At 53.5% G+C, this 14152-nt stretch carries 12 protein-coding genes; 4 read left to right on the top strand and 8 right to left on the bottom strand.

Annotation, left to right across the window (positions count from 1 at the left end; genetic code table 11):
• Positions 1-803 precede the first annotated feature (803 nt).
• The 6 genes from ACTQ3V_RS09350 to ACTQ3V_RS09375 all read right to left on the bottom strand — a co-directional run bounded on the left by ACTQ3V_RS09350 (position 804) and on the right by ACTQ3V_RS09375 (position 6608).
• A complete protein-coding gene (locus tag ACTQ3V_RS09350; RefSeq protein WP_441467277.1) occupies positions 804-1802 on the bottom strand; it encodes an ATP-binding protein in 999 nt (332 codons plus the stop codon).
• Between the two features lie 3 nt (positions 1803-1805).
• Positions 1806-2732: a DnaD domain-containing protein gene (locus ACTQ3V_RS09355; protein ID WP_441467278.1), complete on the bottom strand. Its 927-nt coding sequence runs from the start codon at positions 2730-2732 to the stop codon at positions 1806-1808.
• Between the two features lie 269 nt (positions 2733-3001).
• Entirely contained in the window at positions 3002-5125 is a 2124-nt protein-coding gene (locus ACTQ3V_RS09360) for a polyribonucleotide nucleotidyltransferase (RefSeq protein ID WP_441467279.1), read from the bottom strand.
• A gap of 175 nt (positions 5126-5300) precedes the next feature.
• Positions 5301-5567 (bottom strand): 30S ribosomal protein S15, encoded by a 267-nt coding sequence (gene rpsO, locus ACTQ3V_RS09365; RefSeq protein ID WP_297282848.1) that lies wholly within the window; start codon positions 5565-5567, stop codon positions 5301-5303.
• Positions 5568-6076: 509 nt separating this feature from the next.
• On the bottom strand, positions 6077-6394 hold the full coding sequence (locus ACTQ3V_RS09370) for an RNA polymerase sigma factor (protein WP_441467280.1): 318 nt from the start codon (positions 6392-6394) through the stop codon (positions 6077-6079).
• On the bottom strand, positions 6372-6608 hold the full coding sequence (locus ACTQ3V_RS09375) for a hypothetical protein (protein ID WP_441467281.1): 237 nt from the start codon (positions 6606-6608) through the stop codon (positions 6372-6374). The genes ACTQ3V_RS09370 and ACTQ3V_RS09375 overlap by 23 nt, the downstream gene beginning before the upstream one ends.
• Positions 6609-6760: 152 nt before the next feature.
• Here ACTQ3V_RS09375 and spoIID point away from each other — a divergent pair, with 152 nt between their 5' ends.
• The 4 genes from spoIID (at position 6761) to ACTQ3V_RS09395 (ending at position 11679) form a co-directional block, all read left to right on the top strand.
• Positions 6761-7729: a stage II sporulation protein D gene (spoIID, locus tag ACTQ3V_RS09380; protein WP_441467282.1), complete on the top strand. Its 969-nt coding sequence runs from the start codon at positions 6761-6763 to the stop codon at positions 7727-7729.
• 46 nt (positions 7730-7775) lie between these two features.
• Positions 7776-8552, top strand: coding sequence for a peptidoglycan DD-metalloendopeptidase family protein (locus ACTQ3V_RS09385; RefSeq protein ID WP_441467283.1), 777 nt, complete (start codon positions 7776-7778; stop codon positions 8550-8552).
• 1400 nt (positions 8553-9952) lie between these two features.
• Entirely contained in the window at positions 9953-11029 is a 1077-nt protein-coding gene (locus tag ACTQ3V_RS09390) for a replication initiator protein A (protein WP_441467284.1), read from the top strand.
• Positions 11026-11679, top strand: coding sequence for a hypothetical protein (locus tag ACTQ3V_RS09395; protein WP_441467285.1), 654 nt, complete (start codon positions 11026-11028; stop codon positions 11677-11679). Before ACTQ3V_RS09390 ends, ACTQ3V_RS09395 begins: the two co-directional genes overlap by 4 nt.
• Here the strand turns inward: ACTQ3V_RS09395 and ACTQ3V_RS09400 are convergent.
• Both ACTQ3V_RS09400 and ACTQ3V_RS09405 read right to left on the bottom strand, forming a co-directional pair.
• Entirely contained in the window at positions 11648-12388 is a 741-nt protein-coding gene (locus tag ACTQ3V_RS09400; RefSeq protein WP_441467286.1) for a flavodoxin, read from the bottom strand. The two genes, ACTQ3V_RS09395 and ACTQ3V_RS09400, sit on opposite strands and share 32 nt — an antisense overlap.
• Before the next feature lie 192 nt (positions 12389-12580).
• Positions 12581-13468 (bottom strand): LysR family transcriptional regulator, encoded by an 888-nt coding sequence (locus ACTQ3V_RS09405; protein WP_441467287.1) that lies wholly within the window; start codon positions 13466-13468, stop codon positions 12581-12583.
• Positions 13469-14152: the final 684 nt, after the last annotated feature.

A 14152-nucleotide genomic window follows, 5' to 3' on the forward strand; every position in this document is an offset into this window, starting at 1 on the left:
GATATGGCCCCCTTTCGACAAGTTGTTGTATAGCAACTCAACTTTAACCGATGTGGTCTTATCCTTCATCCTTTTTTATTCAACTGTCCAAGATGTATTGTACTCCTACACAATCCGGCTGGCGCACAATAGGAAAGCGCCGCCGTCTCGTCGGGGGAAACGAGACGACGGCGCTTTGCCTATTCACTACACAGATTTGAAAAAGGGGGTAAAAGAGAAATAAAAGATCGGTAGGCTGTCGACTCAGGATTGCGGCTTCCCTCATCGACATGCTTAGTATAACCCATGCGGCATGGAAAAGTGTGAACAGATTATAAATATGCTGTGAAAGAATTGTTTCCTGCCCAAGTTTCCCGGACAGGGGAAACGCCCTGTTTTCCAAAAGGGGGGAATGGAAAACAGGGCGCACGCCAATGCAAAATGAAAAAGAGGATAAAAAGAAAAGGTGAAAGAAAGAAAACATAATGTAAAAAAGGGGTATCGGTTGGGTTGGTGTCTCTCCCTTCCGACAATCATAGTATAGCGCACTGCGGCTGCAAAAGTGTGAACAGCTTTTGAACAGACTTTGAAAGGTTTATGACATTGCCCGCGATGCCAGAAAAGCGGGAAAAACCCCCGGTCCATGGGGGAAATGGAACCGGGGGTTTTTCGCTCATTTCACAAAATAAAGGGGGGTAAAAGAGAAATAAAAGATCGGTAGGCTGTCGATTCAGGATTGCGGCTTCCCTTATCGACATGCTTAGTATAACCCATGCAGCCAAGGAATATGTGAATAAACTTTGAACGTGCTGTGAAAGAATTGTTTACATTTTCTTTTGCTTTTTCATCAGGCGAATATCGTCCCCGAAAAAGCGCAGCGACACAAACTCGCCCAGCAGACGAGACGCCACGGCGGGCGAATATTTTTCCGCCAGCGCCTCCGGAGGCAGGTTGGTGTTGACAATCATCGGCCGCCCCGCCATCAAGCGGTTATTGATGAGATTGTACAAAGCGGACACAGTGAAGGCCGTACCCATTTCAGTGCCCATATCATCAATAATCAGCAGATCCGCCCGCTCGTACCGCGCCGCGCGCTCAGCTGCGGCCTCACCGTCGCCGTTGCCGAATTTGATTGTCTCATACGCCGCGACGATGTTGATTGCCGTATCATACGCCACTGAAAACCCGCGCGCGGCGACCGCCTCGGCAATACACGAGGATAAAAACGTCTTGCCCAGTCCAGTCGAGCCATACAGCAGCAGATTGGGCGAGTGCGCGCCAAATTTTTCGGCATACGCCTTGCACTCATCCAGATTATACTCCATATTTTCCCGGGGGGACAAACCCAGACGCGCGTCCGGTCGGGTAGAATAGTAATCCATGCGGAAATGCGCAAAATTCTGATCGCGGATAGGCAGCACCGCGGACAGCTGCTCGCGCAGCAGCGCGGCATACCGCGCTTTGACACATGCGCAGGTCGCGCTGCCCGCATAACCCGTGTCGCCGCACTTTTCACACATCGGTTTTTCGGTCAGATAATCCGCGTCCAGCCCCATGCCACGCAGAAGCTCGGCGCGTTCGGCCTGCAAGGCCAGATTCTGCCCGCGCAGCTGCTCGATGGCTGCGGCCGGGTCGCCGCCCGTATTGAGCGCCGCGCGCAAAACCGACGCTGCCGTCTGCGACAGTGTCCGGTCGATCGCACGGATACGCGGCTCGCGCGCGTACACCTCGCGCCGACGCGCCTCAAATTCTTCGCTGCGGGCTGTGCGCTCGCGTTCCAGCTCACGCCGCGCCGCCGCCAATAGTTTTCTGTCATATCCCATGGCTTATTCCTCCGTTTTGCGGCGATGGCTGCGCACACGCGCCGCCCAATCCTGCTCCCATGCAGCCAGTGTGACGGGGTCGGTCGGCTGCGCCGGGGTCTGGCCGACCGCCGCTCGTGTCTCCGGTTCCAGTGCGGTGATTTCACTTACCGTATGTACACCCGCCTCATCCCAGCGGCGCAGGATGCCCAGCGTATAATCCAAACTCTTGTGGCCCTGCTGCTTGTCCGTGCGTCGGACCGCCAGTTCGATTGCCTCAGGCGGGAAACCGTGCGCAAGCGCAAAACGGCACACGCGCTGCTCCTTAGGCGCGGGCTGTGCCGGGTCTGCGCCGAGTGCCTTGTAAACCGCTTCGCTCAGCGGCTTTTCGCTTGCCTTACGTGCCAGATACTGCTGTGCCTGCTGCGCCGTCACCACGCCCATATCCGCCCACAGATAGGCTTCACGCCGGATATCTCCCAACCGCACCACGCCTTTTTCGCCCTTGAGATAGCTGAGCAGTTCGATAATCGCCTCTGCCGACAGGCCGAGATGGTCATATGCGGTCAGCAGACAGCGCAGCTGCGCCTCGGTCAGCGTGCGACCAAGCACGCCCTCCGCCGTAGCGCACACCCCCGCGAATTTGTGGTCATCCAGACGCGCGCGGCGCAGCTCGTCCGCCGTATACTGCGGGGTATCCGAGGACTTGTCCGCCTGCGGCGGCACGGCCGGCGTGACCAAACCGTTGAGCGTAAACGCCGCGCGCTCATACCGCTCCTGCGATAGATGCAGCGCACGCGCCGCGGTTTTGCCGTCCGCACTGCCGTGCCGCAGGACATAAAGATACAGCAGCGCCGCATCACCGTCCGCGGCGGCAATCAGCTTGTCCAGCATATCACAACGCGCCACGCGCAGCTCACCCTCAGGGAGCGATACGGAGGTCTGTGCCATCGGTTCATTTCCTTTCTATTAGAGATTGATTTTTATTATAACATACCCCGTGCACGCGGAGCAAATGGAAAAGCCCGGACGCAGGACGTGATATTTTGCACGCGCCATGCACGGGCAGAAAAAAGCAGGACATGCACCTGCCTTATTTTCACAGACAGAAAAAACGGCGCAGGAATCAAAATTCCTGCGCTGTTTTTCTGCAATAGGCATGTCCAACCACAGGCTGTCGATGCCGTTGCTCGTTTCAGGCTGTATGCCTGAAACAAAAGTTATTTTACCTTTTCCTCTTCCTTGACGTCCTTCATGGACAGGTTGACGCGGCCCTTGTCGTCGATCTCCATGACCTTGACCCAGACCATATCGCCTTCCTTGACCGCATCCTCTACCTTCTCGATGCGGTGATCTGCCATCTTGGAGATGTGCACCATGCCGTCCTTACCCGGCAGCAGGTTAACAAACGCCCCGAAGTTCATCAGGCGCACGACCTTGCCGTAGTAGATTTCGCCCGGCTCCGGCTCCTTGACAATCGCTTCGATCATCTTCTTGGCCTTGTCCGCGTCGGAAGCCTTGACCGCCGCGATGGTGACCGTACCGTCATCCTCAATATCGACCTTCGCGCCGGACTCGGCCACGATATTCTGGATCACACTGCCGCCCTTGCCGATCACTTCACGGATCTTGTCCGGATGGATGTGCATGGTGGTCATCTTGGGCGCCCACTCGGATACATCCGCACGCGGCTCCGGAATTGCCTTGAGCATAATTTCGTCCAGAATCCCATAACGGGCCACGCGGCACTTCTCAAACGCCTGCTTGATGATGTTCGGGGTCAAACCGTCGACCTTAATGTCAACCTGAATCGCCGTAATACCCTTCTTGGTGCCGGCAACCTTGAAGTCCATATCGCCGTAGAAGTCCTCCACACCCTGAATATCGGTGAAGGTGGTCTCCTGACCGCCGTCAGTAATCAGGCCGCAGGAAATACCCGCAACCGGCGCCTTGATCGGCACGCCGGCATCCATCAGCGCGAGGGTCGAGCCGCAGACCGAACCCTGCGAGGTCGAACCGTTGGAGGAAATGACCTCGGAAACCAGACGCAGCGCATACGGGAACTCGCTGACCGGCGGGATAACCGGCAGCAGCGCACGCTCGGCCAGTGCGCCGTGACCAATCTCACGACGGCCGGGGCTGCGGGACGGGCGGGTTTCGCCGACCGAGAAGGACGGGAAGTTATAGTGGTGGATATAACGCTTTTCAGTCTCTTCAAAAATGGTATCCAGCTCCTGCGCATCGCCCAGCGTGCCCAGTGTGCAGAGCGTCAGCACCTGCGTCTGGCCGCGGGTGAACATACCCGAACCGTGTACACGCGGCAGCAGGCCAACCTCGGCCGCCAGCGGACGGACTTCCTCCATGCCGCGACCGTCGACGCGCTTGCCGTTTGCCAGCCAGCGGCGCACAATCTTCTTTTCCAGCTTGTCCACACACTCGGCAAGGTTCGCGCCGTGCTCTTCCTTATATTCGTCGGAGAGCGAAGCCTCGAACTCGTCCACGATGGCGCGCACACCGGCGTCGCGGACAGTCTTATCGTCCGTATCCATCGCGACCTCGAACTTGTCATTGCACGCTGCCTCGAGTTTGTCAAACAGGTCGTGGTCGATGTCGTGATGCTCATACTCAAACTTCGGCTTGCCGATCTCATCCTTGATGCCCTGAATGAACGCGCACATCTTCTTGAGCTCTTCGTGCGCTTCCATCAGCGCGTTGAACATATCGTCCTCAGGCACTTCATTTGCGCCTGCCTCGATCATGACGATCTTATCCTTGGTCGCGCACAGGGTAACGTCCATCTCGGACGCCTTGCGCTGCTCGGACGTCGGGTTGATGACGGTCTTGCCGTCTACAATGCCAACCTGACAGCCTGCCACCACATAGTCAAACGGGATATCCGAAATCGAAACCGCGATGGACGCGCCCAGCAGGCCGACCACCTCGGGAGAGTTATCGTAATCGTTTTCCAGCACGGTGCAGACGATGGACACGTCGTTTCTGAGGTCCTTCGGGAACAGCGGACGCATCGGGCGGTCGATCTGGCGGGAAGCGAGAATCGCCTTTTCACTCGGACGGCCCTCACGACGCATGAAGCTGCCCGGGATGCGGCCTACTGCGTACAGACGCTCTTCAAAGTCAACCGAGAGCGGGAAAAAGTCGATGCCGTCGCGCGGCTTGGCCGATGCAGTCGCGGTGACCAGCACGGCGGTGTCGCCGTAGCGCACCAGGCAGGAGCCGTTGGCCAGCTGCGCCATCTTGCCGGTTTCGACCGTCAGCTTGCGGCCGGCGATTTCGGTTTCAAAAACGCGGTAGTTTTTGAAGTCAAAGTGGTTGATATTTGCCATGTTTTTGCCTCCTTTTTTGTGTTACGGAGGGCGGCGCATCCCTTTTTTAGCACTTGAAGCAAACACGGAAAACCGCATCTCCGGCTCTGCTTCAACTGCTAAAAAGCGGTTTTGCCGCCTTCCTTTTGAAAACAGAAACAGGGGAGCAGACTGCTCCCCTATTTGCTTGTTCTTCTTACTTACGGATGCCGAGCTTGGCAATCAGCGCACGATAGCGGTTGATATCCTTCTTCTGCAGGTAAGCCAGCATAGAACGGCGCTGGCCGACCATCTTGAGCAGGCCGCGGCGGGAGTGGTTGTCCTTCTTGTGAACCTTCAGGTGCTCGGTCAGCTCCTGAATGCGCGCGGTCAGGATCGCTACCTGAACCTCCGGAGAACCGGTGTCGGTTGCGTGGGTGCGGTTTGCCTCGATAACGGCGGTCTTTTCTTCCTTACGGATCATGTTGCGTTTCACCTTTCAAATTGTATTTTTACTTACCCACAGGCTGGGCTGCGGCTGGTGAAATGGGCACGGTAGGGACATGCCCGGAACTCCGGCAGCTAAGCGCGGGGCGAAAGTACAATATATGATACCATGTCCGCACGAATTTGTAAAGCAATTTCTTGGTTTTTATTTAATTTGCCGCATTTTTGCACCTTTCTTTCATTGTTTTGTCGAATTGTACAATTATGAATAAATTGTAAACGAGATTTTGTCGGATTTTCACCTTGTTTTCCCGTTCTGTCCGGTGCTATAATTCTATCATTCGTGGTGGACAGCTGGACGACCTTCGCTCGAAACCGTTTTTATTTATCGTTAAAGACACGCGACGGGGCGGTGCAATAGCGCGGCCTGATGTCGCGTTCTTTTTTACCTATCGCTGCGCCTCCGGGGCATTTTGCCGCCGGAGGCGTTTTTTATGCCCATCCGGTACATACTGTTTTCCATGCCGCAGCGCAAAACCGCCATGTTTATGCAAACGCATTGTTCCGCAGCTCCAGATTATAGGCCAGCAGCACCCGTAAACGCTTTTTGCCGCGCGTCAGATGGCGCGACACGGCCGACTGACTGATGCCCAGCCGGTGGGAGATTTCCTTTCCGGAAAGCCCTTCCACCTCGCTCAGCCACAACACTTGATACTGCCGCGCGGTCAGCTGCTCCTGCAGCGCATGAAAGAACGCCTCGCGGAATTTTGCGCGAAACGCGCTGTCATCCTCGCCCATCTCTGCCACATACCGATCATATGCCGCGCAATTCGCCACCTGCTCAGACAGCCTTTCCGTTTTCATGTGCCTCTCCTCCTCTGTCATAATAGTGCTCCAACACAAACGCTGTTTTGCGATTCTCATTGATCATAACCTGCAAACAATTGATTCTCTGCTTCAGCCGATATTTCACCTCATTCTGCTCCGCACGGCGCTGCGCCACTTGCAATTGCTTCAACCGCAGCTCCAGAAGCGCTGTGTTGGACCGGTACTGCCTTGCCATTTCTTGCAGCTGCATAGTACGCCTCCTCCTTATTATTACGAACATTTGTTCGTATTTCTTGATTTCTATAATACAATATATTGGTAGGCTTGTCAACATCCTCCTACATTTGGTGTGCTATCAATTTTTCAACCCGCATATACTATCGGAGAAAGGAGGCATTGGACATGCGTAAACTGCTGCTGACCGGATGCGCGCTTGTTTTGGCGTTATATCTGGCGCCCGCGCTTCTGCTGTACGACGATGAGCCGAAAACCAGCGCAGCCGCTTCCGCTTCCGCGCCGGCCGCAACGGAAGCCGCTCTTACGGGCGACTACTCCACCGTGACGGTCCTGATCGATAACCAGCCCACCGCGCTGCCGTTGGAGGACTATGTGGCCGGCGTGGTCGCAGCCGAAATCCCCAACGACTTTCCACTCGAAGCAATTCGAGCGCAGGCGGTCGCCGCGCGTACTTATGCGGTCTATAAAATGGCGGCTGGCCGTCCTGCCGCGCATCCCGACGCCGATATCTGTGACGACTACCATCACTGCGCCGCTTACCGTGACATTGCGGTGGAAACCGCATCCGGCAGCGATCTGTCTCGCGTACAGCAGGCCGTACAGGACACCGAGGGAGAAATCCTGACTTATGACGGCGCGCCGATTGCAGCGGTGTTTCACTGTGTCAGCGGACCGCGCACAGAAGCCGCGCGCGACGTATGGGGCGAAGATGTACCCTATCTGCAAAGCGTGGTCAGTCCCGGCGGCACAGCATACAGCAACTATGAAGCGGCCGTCACGGTCTCCGCAACAGAATTCCGGGAGAAAGTGTCGGAAACATTCCCCTCGGCGGACGTATCCGGCCCGCCGAACGACTGGTTCAAAGCATCCGTCCGCTCGGATGCCGGCGGTATCATCACCGTGCAGCTCGGCGGCGTGACCGTGGAAGGGTCAGCCGTACGCGAGTTGTTCGGACTGCAATCGACCAACTTCACCATCACCACCACGGATGACAGCATCACCTTCCATACCATCGGCTACGGCCATGGCGTTGGCCTGTCGCAGTACGGCGCAATGTACATGGCAGAGCAAGGCGCAGATTATACAGAAATTTTAGCGCATTATTATCCGGATACTGTGCTTGGCAATGTATAAACCCTTTCCTCCGCGGTCATACTGATGAAAACGGAGGTAAAAGGATATGAAACAATATCATTCCAAACATACCGCAGTCCTTTCGACCCGCGGCTTCTACACCATTCTGACCGTCTGCGCTCTAATCATCGCGGCATCCGCGTGGGTGCTCTGGTCGGACGCCACCGCGCCCGCGGATGATGAAACACAGGCCAGTCTGCCTATCATCACGCCCGCGGAGACACTGCCCGACCTGACCGAGGACACGCCGGTGCTGTCCGAGGAGAACGGCGAGGCGGACGAGACGACGTCGACGAACGAGACAACGCCGACGGACGAGGGCGAGGAAGCACAGCCCGAGGAAACCGAGGATACTGCCGCTGAAACCGCTGAAACCGCACCCACACCGGTCGAAACCGTGTCCGCACCGGTTTATGTGCGTCCGGTTTCCGGCGCGGTCATCACACCGTTCTCCGGTGATGAACTGCTGTTCCAGCCGACCTTTGGCGACTGGCGCGTGCACACCGGCACGGACTTTGCCGCTGAAGCCGGAGAAACCGTCATGGCCCTGACCGACGGCACAGTGCAGAAGGTCACCCAGGACGGACTGTACGGCACATGTGTCACGCTCTCGCATGACGCCGACCTGACCTCGACCTATTGCGGCGTGGCCGATGTGCGCGTCGTAGAGGGACAGGCTGTTGCCGCAGGCGAAGCGCTCGGCACAGTTGCGGAAACCATCGACGCGGAAGCAGCGCTCGGCCCGCACCTGCATGTAGAGGCCGCCCGGGCCGGCACACCGGTCGATGTGCTCGAACTGCTGGGCGAAAGCGAAGTCGAATAACAAATCCGGTATGAACCGGGCGCGTTTCCCAATCGTCCGGTAACACAAAATGAGAGGCTGCCCCTTTTGAGGGGCAGCCTCAGCACGTCGAGAAACCCTGTCTGTATTTAACGCATAAACCGCGTTTATCAGCAGACTGATCCGGCAGATGCCATAGCGCATCTGCCGAATTTTCGTATATCTACAGCACCAACTGTTTTGAACAAAACAGCCGAAAACAAACACAGCGCAATCCATTTTATGGGCAAGCAATCGCTTTTGCAGAATAGTATTGAAAATAGCGAAAAGCGGTTATTTCGTACGAAATAACCGCTTTTCTTGGTACGCCAGAAGGGATTCGAACCCCCGACCTTTTGGTTCGTAGCCGTTAGGGATTTTTGCACTCCGTGTAAAAAGTGCAAAAAAACTGATGGTTATGAACGAAAAGGCCGGGGGTTTTTTTACGTTCCTGTGCAGCACCCGCAAGCACTGTCGTCTACTGCAAGCAGTATATGTTAGCAGTTTTGTTAGCAGTTGCACACAAGAGTATATGGCTTTTTGTTAGCAGTTTTCTGATTGTTGGATGGGCAAGGGACGCTTTACTGTCGCCCTTTTGCAGTCTTGACCACATGGCGCGGAGCGATGCCCGCGGGCAAAACAAAGGTATTCAGAGGCGTATAACGCGCCGATTTAGCCAATCAGTGGGCGGTAAAACAGGCGCTAAGACTGGGCGGTAATACCGCCCGGTCTTCGTACAATTTTACCGCCCAGCAGCGAGGTTAATTTCCTACAGATCAAAACGAATATTGCCATTTTCCCATCTTGAAAGTTCAGAAAAGCGCAAAAATGAAAAACTGATTACCGCGATCTGTTATGAGTATAGGCGGTAATTCTGCAAGGGGGCAGCCCAAATCGCACAGCCGATGCCGCTCACCGGTCTGGTCGACGAGCGCAAGACATGGTTACCCACATGAGCCCGGCTGCGGCCTGCCAGACAACCTTTTTGTGTGGATGAACCCGCTGCCTGTGGCAGGCAGATGGCAGACCGCGACCATGTTCACTGCCGGCATTCGCCCATTGATGAGCGGTAATCAAGCAATTCACGAACGGGTCGACTTACCGGCATTAATCCATTTATGAACTGCGTTACAGTAATTTGTGCGGGATAGCTTTGCCGGCATTAACCCGATGATAAGCCGCGTCCGAGCATTCTGTAAACAGAACGGTTTTGCCGGCATTCTCCCTATGGCTGGAACGGGGCAGCAAGTCGGTATCCGTTCGTCCTCGCCGCGATCGGGTAAGGAGACAACTGCTCTGTTGCCGGAACAGTCACATAAACTGAAGCCGTTTTTTCATCACCTTTGCAAACTGGCCAATGCAGGAAGTATGGCTGGCCAAAACCGGAAAGGAGACATCACCTGATGAAACAGAACCATGAAGTACGACCGGCTTTCACACTGATAAAGCTGATCGACGCCGTTTCCTATTTCCACATGCAGATGCCGCGCTGGCTGTTTTCCAACCCACAGTACAGCGATTTGTCACTAGAGAGCAAGGTGGCCTACACATTCCTGCTCAACCGCTTTCAGCTGTCCCGCCGCAACGGCTGGGTCAACCGGCACGGCGAGGTTTATGTCATCTACACGCTGGAAAACCTATCGCGGGAGATGCAAGTTTCCTACCGCAAAGCGATCACCTGCTTTAAGGAGCTGGCAGATAAACAGCTGCTGTGGGAGCAGCGGCAGGGCCGCGGGCTGCCGAACCGCATCTTTCTGGCCGAGGTGCAGCCAGATGAAAAAGCATCTTATGCCTATGACTGTGCGCCATTCTGCTCCGCGCCCAGACCTGCAGAAATTGCAGGTCTGGACGAGGAAGAGGAAACGTCTGATGCAGCGGAGCCGGCAGCAGAACCGCCCGCAATGCCGGAAAAGCAGCCAGACACAGACGCGGATGCACCTGCAAGACATGCAAAAATGTCAGTTCTTGATCTGCAAAATCCGCAGGTCTTGACCTGCCAAAACGGCAGTTCAAGAAATGCTGAAGCTGCAGTTCTAGACCTGCAAAAACCGCACACAAGTAAGAAAGAGAAGAGTAAGAAAGAGAAAAGTGATACGGAGAAGAGTACGACGGTCGAACGCGCGCGCGAACGGGCGGAGCTCGACCATCTGATCCGGCGCTGCGAGTTTGACCTGTTTGAACCAGAGGAGCAGGCCGTGCTGCGCGACGCGATCACATGGCTGTACTACTGCGGCGAGCTGACGATCGGTCCGTGTACTTATCCGCAGCTGCAGGTGCGGGAGACGCTTTGGCGTCTGAACTGGGAGGTGCTGGACTGCGCCTTGGCCAAGCTGCGCGAAAACGAAAAGCCCGCGATGCGCAACACGCTGGTTTACACGGCGAAGGTCATTTTCAGCACGATTCTGGAACGGGGCTGCGATACGATGCTTGACCCGGTGGTCAATCAGTACAGGAGAGGAGTGAAATCACGTTCTTCTTGAGCGATCAGCAGAAATATCTGCTTGACGTGCTACATGAAATTGATTTTTTACGCAGGGCGCAAGCTGCTGTGTTATTACAGCGTAAGTTTGGCAGTTCCCCTGCCGCTATCACAGCCATTTTAAGACAACTGAAGATGCTGGGACAAATCAGGAAATATGACAATGTGCTGAGCACAATAGGAGAAAACATCGATATTCTTGTGTTACAGGCTGTTGATGTAGCTCTGGCTGTGTTTGCAAAGGAATGGAACGCTTTTTATGCTTCTTTTGATAGCCGTTCTCAGCTGCGCGGCAAAATAATAGAATTGGAAACTATACCAATTCCAGGAGGGGTAATAAGCAACGAAAAAAACGAGTTGACTTGTTTCGTGGCTATGCAGTATCTGGTTAAGGTACTTATCCCTGTTCCGCTTTTTGGGAGGCAGAAACACTCGCCAGTCAATGCCAGCAGCGCAGTCGGTGCTGAAGTGGACTATGTTATTATCGGCATCGAACGGAGAGGAGAATGCGCTGCAGCCTCGCGTGTTATGGCGTTGGATCAGCAGCGGTGGTACCAACGCGAGGTAAAGGGTTTGGAGGAGGGCGATATGCTGTCTGCAGATATCCTTGCCGTTGGGCCTATCCAAGCTCATTTACCCACTCTTGGATAGCACCTCGCGAAGATGCTGCATCCTCTTCATAACAATCAAAGATGTTGTCGGAGATGATTGCCTCCGGTGCTGTCTCTGTGATAATTTCTACACTGCTGGCCAGTCCGCCGGTACCATGGGAGCAGAAAAGATAGACCTGTTTGCCCGAAAGGTCATTTTGCTCCAGAAAGGTAAGCAGCGCCATGGGTACACCATACCACCAGTTGGGATATCCAAGAAAGACCGTATCGTACTGATCCAGATTCTCAACGTTTTCTTGTAGCGCAGGTCTGGCATTTTCGCCCCGTTCCTGATTGGCTCTGGCCAGACAATCATCCCAGTCACTGGAATAGGGTTCGGTCACGCGAATGGAGAATAAATCCCCGCCAGTCGCTTCCTGTACCCAGCCAGCCAGTGCCTGCACATTTCCGGGAGCAACCACACTGGGTGAGGTGACCGCATCCACATCATCTTCCAGTACAGCATTGTCAGCCCAGGAAAAATAGGCAACAAGGATATTGGAAGACGTTGCTCCATCGGCTTCATTTACTGTGCCGTCCTGCGCAGATTCTTGCTGTAAAAGCTCCCCCGTCTCAGAAGTCTGTTCCTGCATCTGTATGGATTCTTCCGATGGTGTGTTTCCTGCTTTCGGCTCATTTGTCGCATTCCCGCATGCTGTTAGCGAAAACCCAACTGCAGCAGTTAAGAGCATTGCAATCATCTTTTTCATATTGTTTCCTCCTGTGATATACGTTTTGGGGGATAGCAACTGATATTGGTAGATTGTGATTTTATTATAGAATTCCTTATATGAAATGTCTAATACCTATATTTTATTATTTATCATACGAACAAAGCATGGTTTTGGCATATCGTGTCTACATAAAAGAGGGCGTCAAGTCCATCTGACTTGACGCCCTCTTTAACGCATTTGCGCACGCATCATGTTAATTTCTTGAATAAACAAAGAGGTTGCTGGAGAAAAAATCTGATTTTTATTCCATACCAGAACACTTCGCGTGGTTTTCTCTGGCTGTATCGGGATAAATTTAAGATTTGGGCTGCTGCGGACTGCCAATGCACCATCCAAACAAAAGGCGCATCCCATACCCTCTTCCACCAGCAAAACAGCGTTGGAAAGAAGCGTATGGCTTAAAGGAATGTGTAAATTCTTTTCTTCCCTTCCGATCCAGTTGATGATATCCTCCCGAACCTTTTCACGCAATGGCAAAATCAAAGAATACTCCGCAATGTCTTCCGGCGTGATTACCTCTAAACCTGCCAAAGGATGGTCTGTCCGCATCAGTACACCCCATGTTTCCTTTTGCATCAGACGCAGATATTCGTATTTATGCACGTCTATCGGCTCCAATAATAGCCCGACATCCACCAACCCCTTATCCAAACGATCTTTGATATTGTCCGCCATCTCATTATACAAGTGAAACTGGACAAGGGGATATTTATCAGAAAATTGACAAATCAGCTTTGCCATCATGCGGCTTCCAATTGCCTCTGACGCACCAACATTGATAATTCCAGTTACGCTTTCGCTCTTTTCAGCAAACCGCTGTTCCAACCGATCAGCCAACTCAACAATCTCTTCTGCACGCTGTCGAAAAAACAGCCCGTCGTCCGTTAAAGTCAAGCCCTTTTTCCCGCGTAGCATAAGCGTCGTGCCAAGCTCTTTTTCCAGATCCATGAGCTGACGACTAAGAGTAGGTTGTGTCACATGCAGGACATCCGCTGCGCGTGTAATATTTTCTTCCGTAGCCGCAGTCAAAAAATAGCGCAGTGTTCTCAGCTCCATGCCATGTACCTCCTATTTCATATATTATTATATTTACATATATAAGCCAAAAAAGCAACGCAAACTAAACATAAATCACCTTTATGTTTTACTGTTTTTCGTCCCTTGCACTATAATTTCTGCCGCAATCAACAACAGGTATAACGCTTCCTCTTGTTAGAGAAAATGACACACCCGACAAAACATGATTTATCTGGCATTGGGCACTGGAGGAGATGCACTGGTCATCATACAATCCCCATTCTGAAAAATGACATATCAAAACGCCCAGATGTTCTAGCCGCTATCCGTTTTCCGAAGAAGGAGTCGGATAGCAGCGTTTATTTATGCCCAAATGCTTTGATAATAATCACTCAAAATTTCTCAAAGAACTACAGAGAGTCGACCAAAAACCACCAACTGTAGTCGGAATTTTGCTACAATGATTTTGGAAAGGCTGCTTGGCCGGAGCTCGGCATGAGCTGCAACGGCGTCTCCCGGCTATAGAGGACTTAAAGTAAAGATTTTTGTCGCAAACTCTACGCTATGTGAAGCGATTATGCCTCCCTGTAGACCAAAACTGTGGTATGCTTGCAGTAGAAGGAAAAAGCATGGCGTAGAGGAAAGCTACGCAGCCAAAGCGGCTGATGCGTACTGCCGCGTTAGCAAAAAATATTGAACTTTATTTGAACAACGAATCCGACA

It is taken from the genome of Candidatus Agathobaculum pullicola (assembly GCF_052117205.1).
GTDB classification, from domain to species: Bacteria; Bacillota; Clostridia; order Oscillospirales; family Butyricicoccaceae; genus Agathobaculum; species Agathobaculum pullicola.